Origin of the sequence: Citrobacter telavivensis, assembly GCF_041807075.1 — a bacterium.
Lineage (GTDB): Bacteria > Pseudomonadota > Gammaproteobacteria > Enterobacterales > Enterobacteriaceae > Citrobacter_A > Citrobacter_A telavivensis.
The window spans coordinates 1016261-1031361 of sequence record NZ_JBGUBF010000001.1; the positions used below are offsets into that span (position 1 = coordinate 1016261).

The 15101-nt window shown below is 56.9% G+C and carries 12 protein-coding genes; 10 read left to right on the top strand and 2 right to left on the bottom strand.

Annotation, left to right across the window (positions count from 1 at the left end; genetic code table 11):
- Positions 1-3: 3 nt before the first annotated feature.
- The 9 genes from flgD to flgL all read left to right on the top strand — a co-directional run bounded on the left by flgD (position 4) and on the right by flgL (position 9070).
- Positions 4-702, top strand: a complete 699-nt coding sequence (gene flgD, locus ACERJC_RS04850) for a flagellar hook assembly protein FlgD (protein ID WP_152405085.1) — start codon at positions 4-6, stop codon at positions 700-702.
- 25 nt (positions 703-727) lie between these two features.
- Positions 728-2014 (top strand): flagellar hook protein FlgE, encoded by a 1287-nt coding sequence (gene flgE, locus ACERJC_RS04855; protein WP_152405084.1) that lies wholly within the window; start codon positions 728-730, stop codon positions 2012-2014.
- Positions 2015-2034: 20 nt separating this feature from the next.
- Positions 2035-2790: a flagellar basal-body rod protein FlgF gene (gene flgF / locus ACERJC_RS04860; RefSeq protein WP_044258017.1), complete on the top strand. Its 756-nt coding sequence runs from the start codon at positions 2035-2037 to the stop codon at positions 2788-2790.
- Positions 2791-2803: 13 nt separating this feature from the next.
- Entirely contained in the window at positions 2804-3586 is a 783-nt protein-coding gene (flgG, locus tag ACERJC_RS04865) for a flagellar basal-body rod protein FlgG (RefSeq protein ID WP_042319653.1), read from the top strand.
- 57 nt (positions 3587-3643) lie between these two features.
- Complete coding sequence (gene flgH, locus ACERJC_RS04870; RefSeq protein ID WP_152405083.1) at positions 3644-4342, top strand: flagellar basal body L-ring protein FlgH; 699 nt, start codon at positions 3644-3646, stop codon at positions 4340-4342.
- Positions 4343-4354: 12 nt separating this feature from the next.
- The gene (locus ACERJC_RS04875) at positions 4355-5452 is read left to right on the top strand and encodes a flagellar basal body P-ring protein FlgI (RefSeq protein ID WP_152405082.1); all 1098 of its coding nucleotides are present in this window, start codon (positions 4355-4357) and stop codon (positions 5450-5452) included.
- Positions 5452-6402 (top strand): flagellar assembly peptidoglycan hydrolase FlgJ, encoded by a 951-nt coding sequence (gene flgJ, locus ACERJC_RS04880; RefSeq protein WP_152405081.1) that lies wholly within the window; start codon positions 5452-5454, stop codon positions 6400-6402. The genes ACERJC_RS04875 and flgJ overlap by 1 nt, the downstream gene beginning before the upstream one ends.
- A 65-nt stretch (positions 6403-6467) precedes the next feature.
- Positions 6468-8102 (top strand): flagellar hook-associated protein FlgK, encoded by a 1635-nt coding sequence (flgK, locus tag ACERJC_RS04885; protein WP_286633085.1) that lies wholly within the window; start codon positions 6468-6470, stop codon positions 8100-8102.
- Positions 8103-8116: 14 nt separating this feature from the next.
- Positions 8117-9070: a flagellar hook-associated protein FlgL gene (gene flgL, locus ACERJC_RS04890; protein ID WP_373671170.1), complete on the top strand. Its 954-nt coding sequence runs from the start codon at positions 8117-8119 to the stop codon at positions 9068-9070.
- 83 nt (positions 9071-9153) lie between these two features.
- Here flgL and ACERJC_RS04895 read toward each other — a convergent pair whose 3' ends face one another.
- A complete protein-coding gene (locus tag ACERJC_RS04895) occupies positions 9154-10347 on the bottom strand; it encodes an MFS transporter (protein ID WP_373671171.1) in 1194 nt (397 codons plus the stop codon).
- A gap of 110 nt (positions 10348-10457) precedes the next feature.
- On the opposite strand from ACERJC_RS04895, the gene ACERJC_RS04900 reads away from it, so the two are divergent.
- Positions 10458-11393, top strand: a complete 936-nt coding sequence (locus tag ACERJC_RS04900; protein ID WP_152754397.1) for a LysR family transcriptional regulator — start codon at positions 10458-10460, stop codon at positions 11391-11393.
- A 40-nt stretch (positions 11394-11433) separates the two neighbouring features.
- Here ACERJC_RS04900 and rne read toward each other — a convergent pair whose 3' ends face one another.
- Positions 11434-14751 (bottom strand): ribonuclease E, encoded by a 3318-nt coding sequence (gene rne, locus ACERJC_RS04905; RefSeq protein WP_373671172.1) that lies wholly within the window; start codon positions 14749-14751, stop codon positions 11434-11436.
- Positions 14752-15101 lie beyond the last annotated feature (350 nt).

Sequence of the window (15101 nt, forward strand, 5' to 3'; positions counted from 1 at the left end):
GCCATGTCTATTGCGGTAAACGTTAACGATCCGACTAACACCGGTGTGAAAAACACGGGCAGCGGGAGTTCCCTGTCAGGCAGCAATGCGGCCGATCTGCAAAGCAGTTTTCTGACGCTGCTGGTGGCGCAACTGAAAAACCAGGATCCGACCAACCCGATGCAGAACAACGAGCTGACCACGCAGCTCGCGCAGATCAGCACCGTCAGCGGTATTGAGAAACTCAATACCACCCTCGGGTCGATTTCCGGGCAGATCGACAACAGCCAGTCATTACAGGCCAGCACGCTGATTGGTCATGGTGTGATGATCCCCGGCACCACCATTCTGGCGGGGAAAGGCACCGAAGAGGGGGCCACCACCACGACCACGCCGTTTGGCGTTGAGTTGCAACAGCCGGCTGACAAAGTCACCGCTACCATTACCGACAAAGACGGCAAAGTGGTGCGCACCATTGATATTGGCGCGCTGAAGGCCGGTGTCCATACCTTTACCTGGGATGGCACCCTGACCGATGGCACGACGGCGGCAAACGGCTCGTATAACGTGGCGATAACCGCCAGCAAAGATACGACGCAGTTGGTGGCGCAGCCGCTGCAATTTGCGCTGGTGCAAGGGGTGATTCGCAGCAGCAGCGGTAACACCCTGGATCTGGGCACTTACGGAACCACCACCCTCGACGAAGTACGGCAGATAATCTAAGCCTTCACACTAATCAGGAGTAATCATGGCCTTTTCTCAAGCGGTTAGCGGCCTGAATGCCGCAGCCACCAACCTCGATGTCATTGGTAACAACATCGCCAACTCCGCAACCTATGGTTTTAAATCCGGTGCGGCATCCTTTGCGGATATGTTTGCCGGTTCGAAAGTCGGTCTGGGGGTAAAAGTCGCAGGCATCACTCAGGACTTTACCGACGGTACAACCACCAACACCGGTCGCGGTCTGGACGTCGCCATTAGCCAGAACGGCTTCTTCCGTCTGGTCGACAGCAACGGTTCTGTTTTCTATAGCCGTAATGGTCAGTTTAAGCTCGATGAAAACCGTAACCTGGTCAACATGCAGGGCATGCAACTGACCGGCTATCCGGCAACCGGCACGCCGCCGACTATTCAGCAAGGGGCGAATCCGGCACCGATCACTATCCCGAATACGCTGATGGCCGCCAAAGCGACCACCACCGCGTCCATGCAGATCAACCTGAACTCCACCGATAAACTGCCGACCAAGACGCCATTCAGCCCGACGGATTCTGACTCCTATAACAAAAAAGGGTCTGTGACCGTTTACGACACGCAGGGTAACGCCCATGACATGAACATCTATTATGTCAAAATTGGGGATAACAAATGGGATGTCTACACCCAGGATGCCAGCGTGGCAGGAAGTACCGCCACCAAAAATGCGGTGATGAATTTCAGCACCAACGGTTCGTTGGTCTCCGTCAATAACTACGTTGAGCAGCCGATTGATCCAGCCGATCCTGCGGCCGGTACTGAGCTTGTTGAAGGTCCTGCTAACGCGCAGCCGCAAATCCAGATTACAACAGGCACGATCAATGGCGCAGTGCCGGCGAATTTCTCCCTCAGCTTCCTGAACTCCATGCAGCAGAACACCGGTGCGAACAATATCGTCGCCACTAATCAGAACGGCTACAAGCCGGGCGATCTGGTCAGCTATCAGATTAACGACGATGGCACCGTGGTCGGCAACTACTCCAACGAACAGAAACAGGTGTTAGGGCAGATAGTGCTGGCGAACTTCGCTAACAACGAAGGTCTGGCTTCCCAGGGGGATAACGTCTGGGCCGCCACGCAGGCGTCCGGCGTGGAACTGCTGGGGACGGCGGGGACCGGTAACTTCGGTAAGCTGACCAACGGCGCGCTGGAGGCTTCGAACGTGGATCTGAGTAAAGAACTGGTGAACATGATCGTCGCCCAGCGTAACTATCAGTCGAACGCGCAGACCATCAAGACCCAGGACCAGATCCTCAACACGCTGGTTAACCTGCGCTAAGCGCCTGACGGGATAACGTAATGGATCACGCAATCTATACCGCGATGGGTGCGGCCAGTCAGACGCTGAACCAACAGGCGGTGACGGCCAGCAATCTGGCGAACGCCTCAACGCCGGGATTTCGTGCGCAGCTCAATGCGCTGCGCGCCGTGCCCGTCGAAGGGCTGTCGTTGCCGACGCGTACGCTGGTCACAGCGTCCACGCCGGGCGCCGATATGACGCCGGGTCAGATGGATTACACCTCACGTCCGCTGGACGTGGCGTTACAGCAGGACGGCTGGCTGGCGGTGCAAACCGCGAACGGCAGCGAAGGGTATACCCGTAACGGCAGCATTCAGGTTGATCCGACCGGACAGTTGACCATTCAGGGGCACCCGGTGATTGGCGAAGCCGGGCCGATTGCGGTTCCGGAAGGTTCGGAAATCACCATCGCGGCGGATGGCACCATCTCCGCGCTTAATCCGGGCGATCCGGCGAATACTATCGCGCCGGTGGGACGTCTGAAGCTGGTGAAGGCCGAGGGTAACGAAGTGCAGCGCGGCGATGACGGGATGTTCCGTCTGACCGCTGCCGCACAGGCCACCCGTGGCCCGGTGTTGCAGGCCGATCCGACCATTCGCGTGATGTCGGGCGTACTGGAGGGCAGCAACGTCAACGCGGTGTCCGCCATGAGCGACATGATCGCCAGCGCCCGCCGTTTTGAAATGCAGATGAAGGTTATCAGCAGCGTGGATGACAACGCTGGTCGCGCTAACCAACTGCTGTCGATGACTTAATACAGGACATTTTATGATCAGTTCATTATGGATCGCCAAAACCGGCCTGGACGCGCAGCAAACCAACATGGATGTGATTGCCAACAACCTGGCAAACGTCAGCACCAATGGTTTTAAGCGCCAGCGCGCGGTGTTTGAAGATCTGCTTTACCAGACGATTCGTCAGCCTGGCGCGCAGTCTTCCGAGCAGACCACGCTGCCGTCCGGTTTGCAAATCGGTACCGGCGTGCGTCCGGTGGCGACCGAGCGTCTGCACAGCCAGGGCAATCTGTCGCAAACCAACAACAGTAAAGATGTTGCGATTAAAGGTCAGGGGTTCTTCCAGGTCCTGCTGCCGGATGGCACTTCAGCGTATACCCGCGATGGATCATTCCAGGTCGATCAGAACGGTCAACTGGTGACCGCTGGCGGCTTTCAGGTTCAGCCAGCGATTACCATTCCGGCTAACGCCCTGAGCATCACCATCGGTCGTGACGGTGTGGTGAGCGTGACCCAGCAGGGACAGGCGGCACCCGTTCAGGTGGGTCAGCTTAACCTGACGACCTTTATGAACGATACCGGTCTGGAGAGTATCGGCGAAAACCTGTACACCGAAACCCAGTCTTCCGGCGCGCCGAATGAGAGCACGCCAGGTCTGAACGGGGCCGGTCTGTTGTACCAGGGCTACGTTGAGACGTCCAACGTCAACGTCGCGGAAGAACTGGTCAACATGATTCAGGTTCAACGCGCTTACGAAATCAACAGCAAAGCGGTCTCAACGACCGACCAGATGCTGCAAAAACTGACGCAACTTTAAGGCGTTGTCCGGTGAGGCTTTCGCTTCACCGGCACCCTGATTCAGAAGATAAAGGCAATGCAAAAAAACGCTGCGCACGCTTACCCGATCATGGCCCTGCTGGTGGTTTCACTGTCAGGATGTGCCTGGATACCTTCCACTCCGCTCGTCCAGGGCGCGACCACGGCGCAGCCTATTCCTGGCCCGACGCCGGTGGCAAATGGTTCGATTTTTCAGTCCGCGCAGCCCATCAACTATGGCTATCAGCCACTGTTTGAAGACCGTCGTCCGCGCAACATCGGCGATACGCTGACCATCGTACTGCAGGAAAACGTCAGCGCCAGTAAGAGCTCTTCCGCCAACGCCAGTCGCGATGGCAAAACTAACTTTGGCTTTGATACCGTTCCGCGCTATCTGCAAGGGTTATTCGGCAACGCGCGAGCGGACGTCGAGGCTTCCGGCGGTAACACCTTTAACGGTAAGGGCGGGGCCAACGCCAGCAATACCTTTAGCGGCACGCTGACCGTGACCGTCGATCAGGTGCTGGTTAACGGCAATTTACATGTCGTGGGTGAAAAACAGATCGCCATTAACCAGGGCACTGAGTTCATCCGCTTCTCCGGGGTTGTGAATCCGCGCACCATCAGCGGCAGCAACTCCGTTCCGTCAACGCAGGTTGCGGATGCACGTATTGAATATGTCGGTAACGGCTACATCAACGAAGCGCAAAATATGGGCTGGCTCCAGCGTTTCTTCCTTAACCTGTCGCCGATGTAAGCGAGGTCTCCCATGTTGAAATCTGTTGTTGGACTGGTTCTGGTCCTCGTCGCCACGCTGGCGCACGCCGATCGTATCCGCGATTTGACCAGCGTGCAGGGCGTGCGTGAAAACTCGTTAATTGGCTACGGCCTGGTCGTGGGGCTGGACGGGACCGGTGACCAGACCACCCAGACACCATTTACCACACAAACCCTGAACAACATGCTCTCGCAGCTCGGGATCACTGTGCCGACCGGGACGAACATGCAGTTGAAAAACGTCGCGGCGGTGATGGTTACCGCCTCCTTCCCGGCCTTTGGCCGCCAGGGACAAACCATCGACGTGGTGGTGTCTTCGCTGGGGAACGCCAAAAGTCTGCGCGGCGGTACGCTGCTGATGACGCCGTTGAAAGGGGTCGACAGCCAGGTATATGCGCTGGCGCAGGGGAATATTTTAGTCGGCGGCGCCGGGGCGTCTGCGGGGGGCAGCAGCGTGCAGGTGAACCAGCTTAACGGCGGTCGAATCACCAACGGAGCCACGATTGAACGTGAGTTGCCCAGTCAGTTCGGCGCGGGTAACACGCTGAACCTGCAACTGAATAATGAAGATTTCACCATGGCGCAGCAAATTGCTGACACCATCAACCGGTCGCGCGGCTTTGGCAGCGCCACCGCGCTGGATGCGCGTACGATTCAGGTTCGTGTGCCGAGCGGCAACAGTTCTCAGGTTCGCTTCCTGGCGGATATCCAGAACATGGAGGTGAGCATGACGCCGCAGGATGCGAAAGTGGTGATCAACTCACGTACCGGTTCAGTGGTGATGAACCGCGAAGTGATGCTGGATAGCTGTGCCGTTGCGCAGGGGAATCTCTCTGTCACCGTTAACCGTCAGGCTAACGTAAGCCAGCCGGATACGCCGTTTGGCGGCGGTCAGACGGTGGTTACACCGCAAACGCAGATCGATCTGCGCCAGAGCGGCGGTTCGCTGCAAAGCGTCCGCTCCAGTGCCAATCTGAACAACGTGGTCCGTGCGCTGAATGCGCTGGGGGCAACGCCGATGGATCTGATGTCAATTCTGCAGTCCATGCAGAGCGCCGGTTGCTTACGCGCGAAACTGGAAATCATCTGATGATTAGCGACAGCAAACTGATGGCCAGCGCCGCCTGGGATGCACAATCGCTGAACGAACTGAAGGCGAAAGCGGGTCAGGATCCGGCGGCGAACATCCGTCCGGTGGCCCGGCAGGTGGAAGGGATGTTCGTCCAGATGATGCTGAAAAGCATGCGCGAAGCGCTGCCGAAAGACGGCGTCTTCAGCAGCGATCAGACGCGCCTGTATACCAGCATGTATGACCAGCAGATTGCGCAGCAGATGACCGCCGGGAAAGGACTGGGGCTGGCGGAAATGATGGTTAAGCAGATGACGCAGGGGCAGACGCAGCCAGCGGAAGATACCCCGCAGGTGCCGATGAAGTTCCCGCTGGAAACGGTGACCAGTTATCAGAATCAGGCGCTGACGCAACTGGTGCGTAAAGCGATGCCGAGAACGCTGGAGAGCAATGATGAACCGCTCTCCGGCGACAGCAAAGACTTCCTCGCCCAGTTGTCCCTTCCGGCCCGTCTGGCCAGTGAACAGAGCGGCGTACCGCATCACCTGATTCTGGCGCAGGCGGCGCTGGAATCGGGCTGGGGCCAGCGGCAGATTCGCCGGGAAAACGGCGAGCCGAGCTTCAACCTGTTTGGCGTGAAGGCCTCCGGCAACTGGAAAGGGCCAGTGACGGAAATCACTACCACTGAATATGAAAACGGCGAAGCGAAAAAGGTGAAGGCCAAGTTCCGCGTGTACAGCTCGTATCTCGAAGCGCTGTCGGATTACGTTGGTCTGCTGACCCGTAATCCGCGCTACGCTGCCGTGACCACGGCGGTCACGGCGGAGCAGGGCGCACAGGCATTGCAGAGCGCGGGCTATGCCACCGATCCGAACTATGCGCGTAAATTGACCAGCATGATCCAACAGCTGAAGTCGATGAGCGAGAAGGTGAGCAACGCCTACAGTACGAATCTCGACAATCTCTTCTAAAGGGCTCAAGTCCCACGACCTGCTGCCGATAATAATTTGTAACTGAAGGATTAAAAGGAACTTCCATGTCCAGCTTGATTAATAACGCCATGAGCGGGCTGAGCGCGGCTCAGGCGGCGCTGAATACTGCCAGTAACAACATCTCCAGCTATAACGTTGCGGGTTATACCCGTCAGACGACCATTATGGCGCAAGCCAATAGCACGCTGGGTGCCGGTGGTTGGGTGGGCAATGGTGTCTATGTTTCGGGTGTACAGCGCGAATACGATTCGTTCATTACCAATCAGCTGCGTGCGGCGCAGAATCAGAGCAGCGGTCTGACGACCCGTTATGAGCAGATGTCCAAAGTCGATAATCTGCTGGCCAGCAAAACCAGTTCTGTCTCCGTGTCAATGCAGGATTTTTTCACCAGCCTGCAAACGCTGGTGAGTAACGCCGAAGATCCGGCGGCGCGTCAGACTCTGATTGGTAAAGCCAACGGGCTGGTTAACCAGTTTAAAACGACCGACCAGTATCTGCGCGATCAGGACAAACAGGTCAATATCGCGATCGGTTCCAGCGTCGATCAGATCAACAACTACAGTAAGCAGATTGCCAGCCTGAACGACCAGATCTCGCGTCTGACCGGCGTGGGGGCAGGGGCGTCGCCGAATGACCTGCTTGATCAGCGCGACCAGTTGGTCAGCGAGCTGAATAAAATCGTCGGTGTCGAGGTGAGCGTGCAGGACGGCGGCACCTATAACATCACCATGGCGAACGGCTACTCACTGGTACAGGGCAGCAATGCGCGCCAGTTAGCGGCAGTTCAGTCGCAGGCCGATCCTTCGCGTACCACCGTTGCCTATGTGGATTCCATCGCGGGCAATATCGAAATTCCGGAAAAATTGATCACGACCGGTTCGCTCGGCGGATTGCTGACTTTCCGTTCTCAGGATCTGGATCAGACGCGCAATACGCTGGGGCAACTGGCGCTGGCATTCGCTGACGCGTTTAACCAGCAGCACCGCGAGGGGTATGATGCGAACGGCAAAAATAATGTCGATTTCTTCAGTATCGGCGACCCGGCTGTGTATGGAAATAGCAAGAATACGGGCAGCATCTCCGCGACAGTGAAGACTGCTTCAGAAGTCCAGGCGACCGATTATAAGATGGTCTACGACGGGGCCAAATGGCAGGTCACACGTCTTGCTGATGGCACCAGTTTTGAAGCCACCGATGACGCGGGCAAACTGACCTTCGATGGCCTGGAGATTAGCATCGATGTTGACCCTGCTAAAAATGACAGCTTCATCGTCAAGCCGGTCAGCGACGCCATCATCAATATGGGCGTTCTGGTGACTAACGAATCGCAAATTGCGATGGCGAAGGACGCAACGGCCGGTGAAAGCGACAACCGCAACGGCCAGGCGCTGCTGGATCTGCAAAAGAACGACACCACCGTGGGCGGCTCAAAATCGTTTAACGACGCCTACGCTACGCTGGTAAGTAATGTGGGTAGCAAAACCGCGACGCTGAAAACCAGCAGCACCACCCAGGGCAACGTGGTGACGCAGTTAACCAAACAGCAACAGTCTATTTCCGGCGTCAACCTTGACGAAGAGTACGGCAACCTACAACGTTTCCAGCAGTATTACCTGGCTAATGCCCAGGTGTTGCAAACCGCCAACTCTCTGTTTGATGCACTGCTGAATATCCGCTAAGGGAGCAGGAAACGATGCGTATCAGTACCCAAATGATGTACCAGCAGAACATGCTCGGTATCACCAATTCCCAGGCGGAATGGATGAAGTACGGTGAGCAGATGTCGACGGGGAAGCGGGTGATCAATCCGTCTGACGATCCTATCGCCGCCTCACAGGCCGTGGTGCTGTCACAGGCGCAGGCGGAGAACAGCCAGTTCGCCCTGGCGCGAACCTTCGCCACGCAGAAGGTTTCGCTGGAAGAGAACGTACTGAGCCAGGTGACAACCGCGATTCAGAGCGCGCAGGAAAAAATCGTCAGTGCCGGTAACGGGACGTTAAGCGACGATGACCGCGCCTCGCTGGCGACTGACTTACAGGGGATCCGCGATCAGCTGATGAACCTGGCAAACAGCACCGACGGTAACGGGCGCTATATTTTTGCCGGTTATAAAACGGAAACGGCGCCGTTTGCTCAGGCTGATGGCACCTACAACGGCGGTACCGATAGCATCACTCAACAGGTCGATGCTTCCCGCACGATGATCATCGGCCACACCGGCAATAAAATTTTCGACACCATCACCAGTAATGCGGTTCCGGAACCCAACAACGGGACGTCCGAAACCAGCCTGTTCAAAATGCTGGATTCGGCGATTGCCTCGTTGAATTCCCCTGTGGGTGATGATGCAACGCTGAAAGAGCAGGCGAAAGCGGTGATTGATAAAACCAACCGTGGCCTGAAGAACTCACTCAACAACGTACTGAGCGTGCGTGCGGAACTGGGCACCCAACTGAGTGAGTTGAGTTCACTGGACTCGCTGGGTACCGATCGCGCATTAGGGCAAACGCAGCAGATGAGTAATCTGGTGGATGTGGACTGGAACGCGGCGATTTCGTCGTATGTCATGCAGCAGGCGGCGCTCCAGGCATCCTATAAAGCCTTTACCGATATGCAGGGGATGTCGCTGTTCCAGCTCAACCGTTAATACCGATTTGAAACATATCATGAAACTGGGTATGTTTTGTCTGCCCGCTCCAACTCACCCCGGAGCGGGCATTTTTTTGCCGGTTATACGCTAACGTGCAGATGGGCAGATGACCGCTTCCCCGCCAGTCTGATGACCAGCGCAATGGCGCCACTGAGCGTGGCCAGCGTGACGACACCTTGCCAGTTCGCCAGCTCATACACCTGACTGCCGAGCACGGAACCTAACGCCATACCGATAAACACAATGCTGAACAGCAACGCGTTCAGGCGCCCCCGGGCCTGTGGCTCCAGGCTATATACCAGGTTCTGGTGTGCCACCAGGCTCGATTGCAGTCCCAGGTCAAACCCGACGGCGGAGAGCGCAATGAGCAACCACTGACCGTGCACGGGTAAAGTGGGTAGCAGGAACATCAGCGCAAAAGAGACGGTCACCAGTAATGCTCCCAGTTGTGTTACTTTTTCTGCCCCGACTTTATCCGCCAGATGGCCTGCCAGCGGTGCAGCCAGCGCCCCGGCGGCCCCGGCGATACCAAATGCGCCTGCGGCGGCGCTGCCCATCCGATAATGTTCGGCGAGCATTACGGCCAACGTTGACCAGAATGCGCTGAACGCGACGGACAGAAAGCCCTGAGCCAGGGCGGCACGACGCAGTGCCGGATAGCGACGCCATAGTTGCGCCAGGCTCACCATCAGCGCGGGGTAGCGCAGCGTGGAGTGGGCGGCGAACGGGGGCAGGACTTTCCATAGCAGCACGCCCACCAGCGCAATACTCAGCGCCGCGAGTTGATACATTTCTCGCCAGCCAAAGGCTTCCCCGACCAGACCGCTCACGGTACGTGACAACAAAATACCCAGCAGCAGGCCGGTCATCACCGTTCCTACCGTTTTTCCCTGCTTACCTTCGGGGGCCAGAATGGCCGCTGCCGGGACGATATCCTGCGCCATCGTGGCGGCCATCCCCAGCAAAAGGCTTACCGTCAGCAGGGAATGCAACTGCCCGGTGACGCTACAGGCCAGCAACAGCAGGGCGAGTGCCGCACTTTTCGCCAGGATAAGCGTCCGTCGATCGTAGCGGTCGCCAAGCGGCAACAAAAACAGGATCCCCAACGCATAGCCAGCCTGCGTTAACGTGGGTACCAGACCCATACCGGTGATGCTGAGTGCCAAATCGGCCCCCATTAACGGCAATAACGGTTGCGCATAGTAGATGGCGGCAACGCTAAAACCCGCGCCCAGCGCCAGAACAAAGATGAGCCAACGAGACGGTGTGTTCATTTCAAAATCCTCAATCACAGGTGTGGGGCTATTTTTCTCTGAACAGCGGTGGCCTGGTAGCCAGCGAAGTGGTAAAACTGTTATACGTAAGGTGTATGAGCATTCAGATAATGATAAAGAATGAACGTATAGACAGGGTGGAACTGATGCGGACGTTTGTGCGCATTGTGGAGGCCGGTTCGCTGTCAGCGGCTGCCCGACAGTTAAACACCACCCAGGCGACGATCAGCCGACGGTTGCAGTCGCTGGAGGCGATGCTGGGGGTAAAGCTGGTATTACGCACTACACACGCCATGAAACTGACTGACGACGGTGAGCGCGGGTATCAGCATGCCAAACATATTATTGATGCCTGGCTGGCGCTGGAAGACGGTCTCAACGTGACGGAAGACGAACCCGTCGGGATGCTGCGTGTACGGGCACCGCATGCCTTTGGTCAGCAACAGCTCCTCACGCCGTTACTGCGTTTTTTAGCGCGCTATCCCAATCTGTCGGTGGAGTGGATGCTCAATGACAAGACGGTCGATTTTCTCAGTGACAATATCGACTGTGCGGTCCGCGTCGGTGCGGAGGTCGATCCGGCGACGGTTTCTGTGCTGTTAGCGGAAGTTCCGCGTAGCGTGGTCGCAGCACCTGCGCTGCTGGCGCAGTTTGATACCATTGCTGTGCCGGAACAGCTATCGTCACTGCCCTGGATTGCCGTCAATACGTTCTACCAGCACAATGTTTCGCTCACCCATCAATACCGCCGGGAGCCGGTGACCTTTCCGATTACGCCGCGACTGAGTACCGACAGTATCTACGTAGCGCGCAATGCCGCGCTGGCGGGGTTAGGCGTGGTAGTGGTGTCAAGCTGGACGGTGACAGAAGATATCGCGCAAGGGCGACTCGTCGAATTAGTGCCTGACTGGCAGGCCGCACCTTTGCCGGTGCATCTGGTCTACCCGTGGGCGCGTTATTATCCCACTCGTCTGCGTAAGTTTCTGGAATTGATGAAAAAGGTGATGCCGGAACTGGCAGGAATGCGGCGACCGGAAGTGGAATAAAAAAAGCCGACCCGGAGGTCGGCTTTTTACGCTATCGATTTTACTCGACAGGTTGAGGACGGGTCGGTCCGGCGGACGCATGATGCGTTGCGCTGTGACCGCCTGCGGCACCTTTGCCATCAAAGGCGAAAGCGGGGCGCTGCCAGTCACTGTGGCGCGACGCTTCCGGCACGTATTCCGGCGCTGGTGCGCGGGTCATCGGTGCGGTTGCATGGCTATGTTCAGCAACAGTTTCTGCTGCTATTGGTGTCGCGATTTCAGTGACCGGTGTAACGTCAACGGTTTCGGCGACCGGTGCAGGCATTGTTGGCGCTTCAACGACTGCAGGCGCTTCAATCGGTTCGGCGACCACTTCAGGCTCTGTAACTACTTCAGGATCTGTAACTACTTCAGGTTCAACGGCGACAGGTTCAACCGCCACAACGTCAGTTTCTTCCACCACCGTTTCGGGTTCTACCGCGACGATTTCAGACGTCTCTTCAACCTCCGAAGCGGTCTCCTGAGCTTCAGCGACCGGTTCTGCCTGAGCGGCAACCTCTTCGGCGACCGGGACATCGGCGTCGGTAATCACCTGCGGTTGCTCAACAACCGGGGCGGCAATCACTTCCGGATGTGAGGTCTCAACCATCGCTTCAGCCTGAACCGGTGCTTCTGTTGCTATCGTTTCAACCACCGTTTCAACAGTCGGTTCGACCGCGGCAACGGTTTCAACGACAGCAGCTACCGCTTGCGGTTCGGACACAACGGGTTGTGCCTGCACCTGTTCGATTTCCTGTGCTTCTGGCTGCGCGTCCTGAGGACGTGCTACCGGATAGCGGATCCACACTTTGCCGGACGCCATTTCCGGAGAAGCGCAAGCAACCGTCAACGGCATCGGTGACTGCAGCGGGTAACGCTCATCACGGTAACGACGACGACGCTGACCGCTCACGCGCAGATGGCGTGGGGAACGACGGGAACGACGCGGCATACCGGCGTTATCACGTGCTTCACCGTTGTCATCCTGCTCAGAGGCAACTTCTGTCACAACAGGCAATGGCACTTTCACCAGTTCAGTGCTTTGCGTCGGCGCAGTTTGTTCTACGACCGGTGCGGTAACGTTCTCTTCTGCGGCGGTTTCCACAACTTCAGCTTCAGACGCATTGCTGGTGTAACGCACTTTCTGGCTCAGCTGACGCTGTTTACGGCGCGTCTGAGGCTGACGAACGCGCTCTTCCTGTTCTGTCTCCGGGGTCTGCTGTTCGTCAAGATTCAGCGCTTTCACTTCTTGCTGAGCCTGACGTTTGTCTTCGCTGCGACGGCGGTTGCGTTCGCGACGCGGTTGCTGCTGCTCATCACCGGACTTCACTTTATCCGCGGCGTCGGTAGACGGCTGACGGTTATCGCGGGTCTCGGTATTCTGCTGCGCGTTGCGGCGATTGCGGCGGTTTTCATCGCGGTTTTCACCGCTCTCTGAACGTTCGCCACGATTATCGCGGTTATCACGGCTGTCACGACGTTCACTGCGATCGTTACGGTCGCGGCGGTTGTTCTGACGCTTACGGCGATCCTGCTGACGTTCCGGCTTCTCTGTGACGGTCGGTGCAGGCTGCTCGGCGGGCTTCGCTTCTTCGCTACCGCTGAACAGCGATTTCAGCGCACCAAAGAAACGGCTCAACAGGCCCGGTTCAGCAGGCGCTGCTGGCGCAACGACGGCCTTCGGCGCAGCGGCTTTCACTACCGGTTCGGCAGGCGTTGGCTCAGGCGGAACTTCCGGCATCGCAAAAGTGGCGAGGGCGGGTTGTTCCGGACGTTTACGTTCAGCGAACTCTTCTTCAGACGGTAACGCCATCGCTTCTTCATGCAGCTTCGGCAGCATGTAGCTCAGGGTCGGCGTCTCTTCGCCTTTACGCACGCGCAGCACGGAGTAGTGTGGCGTTTCCATCTGATCGTTTGGCACGATCACACAGCGCACACCATCCTGACGGGTTTCAATCGCATTAACGGCTGTACGCTTTTCATTGAGCAGATAAGAGGCAATCGGTACAGGCACAATCGCGTGGACTTCCTGGGTATTCTCTTTCAGCGCTTCTTCTTCAATCAGACGCAGAATAGACAGGGACAGCGACTCGTTATCACGCACGGTGCCGGTGCCGCTACAGCGCGGGCAAACGTGATGGCTGGACTCGCCCAGCGACGGGCTCAGGCGCTGACGGGACATCTCCAGCAGGCCGAAGCGAGAAATATGGCTTATCTGAATACGCGCACGATCCTGACGAACGGCTTCACGTAGACGATTTTCCACCGCACGCTGATGGCGTACCGGGGTCATGTCGATGAAGTCGATAACAATCAGACCGCCGAGGTCGCGCAGACGCAACTGACGAGCGATCTCATCGGCCGCTTCCAGGTTGGTGTTAAACGCGGTTTCTTCGATATCGCCGCCGCGGGTTGCGCGAGCGGAGTTGATGTCGATGGCGGTCAACGCTTCAGTGCTGTCGATAACAATGGAGCCGCCGGAAGGCAGACGCACTTCACGCTGGAAGGCGGACTCAATCTGCGACTCAATCTGATAGTGGCTGAACAGCGGGATTTCACCGGTGTAGAGCTTAATTTTGCTGCTGAAATCGGGACGACCCAACGCCGCAATATGCTGGCGCGCCAGTTCGAGCACTTTCGGGTTATCGATGAGGATTTCACCGATATCCTGACGCAGATAGTCGCGGAAGGCGCGAACAATCACGTTGCTCTCCTGGTGGATCAGGAACGGAGCAGGGCGGCTTTCAGCCGCTTTCTGAATGGCTTCCCAGTGCTTCAGACGGAAGCTTAAGTCCCACTGCAGCGCGTCGGCAGATTTGCCGACGCCCGCGGTGCGTACGATAAGACCCATGCCATCAGGCAGTTCAAGACTTGCCAGCGCTTCTTTCAGTTCCGTACGGTCGTCGCCTTCGATGCGACGAGAGATGCCACCCGCGCGCGGGTTGTTTGGCATCAGAACCAGATAGCTGCCCGCCAGGCTGATAAAGGTGGTCAGCGCAGCGCCTTTATTGCCGCGTTCTTCTTTATCAATCTGAACGATAACTTCCTGGCCTTCGCGCAGCACATCTTTGATGTTTGGACGACCATGAGCGTTGTAATTGGCGGGGAAATATTCGCGGGCAATTTCTTTTAACGGGAGGAAACCGTGACGTTCAGCGCCGTAATCAACAAAAGCGGCTTCCAGACTCGGTTCGATACGGGTGATTTTGCCTTTATAGATGTTCGCTTTTTTCTGTTCATGTCCAGGACTTTCAATATCCAGGTCGTACAGACGCTGCCCATCTACAAGGGCAACACGCAACTCTTCCTGCTGAGTTGCGTTGATTAACATTCTTTTCATCGTAACTTACTCATTATTCTTACATTGACGACTAAGCTGCGGGCAGAGTATTGCCTTTCCGGGTGTGAACCGATGGCCTCGTGTCTATTCGCGTCGCCAACCTCACGGTTATCGTCAGCTCAAAGAGGCGCAGAGTGTCGGTTGCCTGCGTTTCATACGGAAACGCAGCGCAATTATCAGGGGAACCGCCTGGGTATTACTCTCCAGAGAAGATCCGATCTACCGGTAAGGACTGCAACCCGCAGCCCGCTAACTGTCTGAAAGATCAATACGTCTTACGCCATTGCTGCGTGGATGATCGTTCGGACAAAATGGGTCTTTCCGTAAAATTCCTTGTTTTAACAAGATTC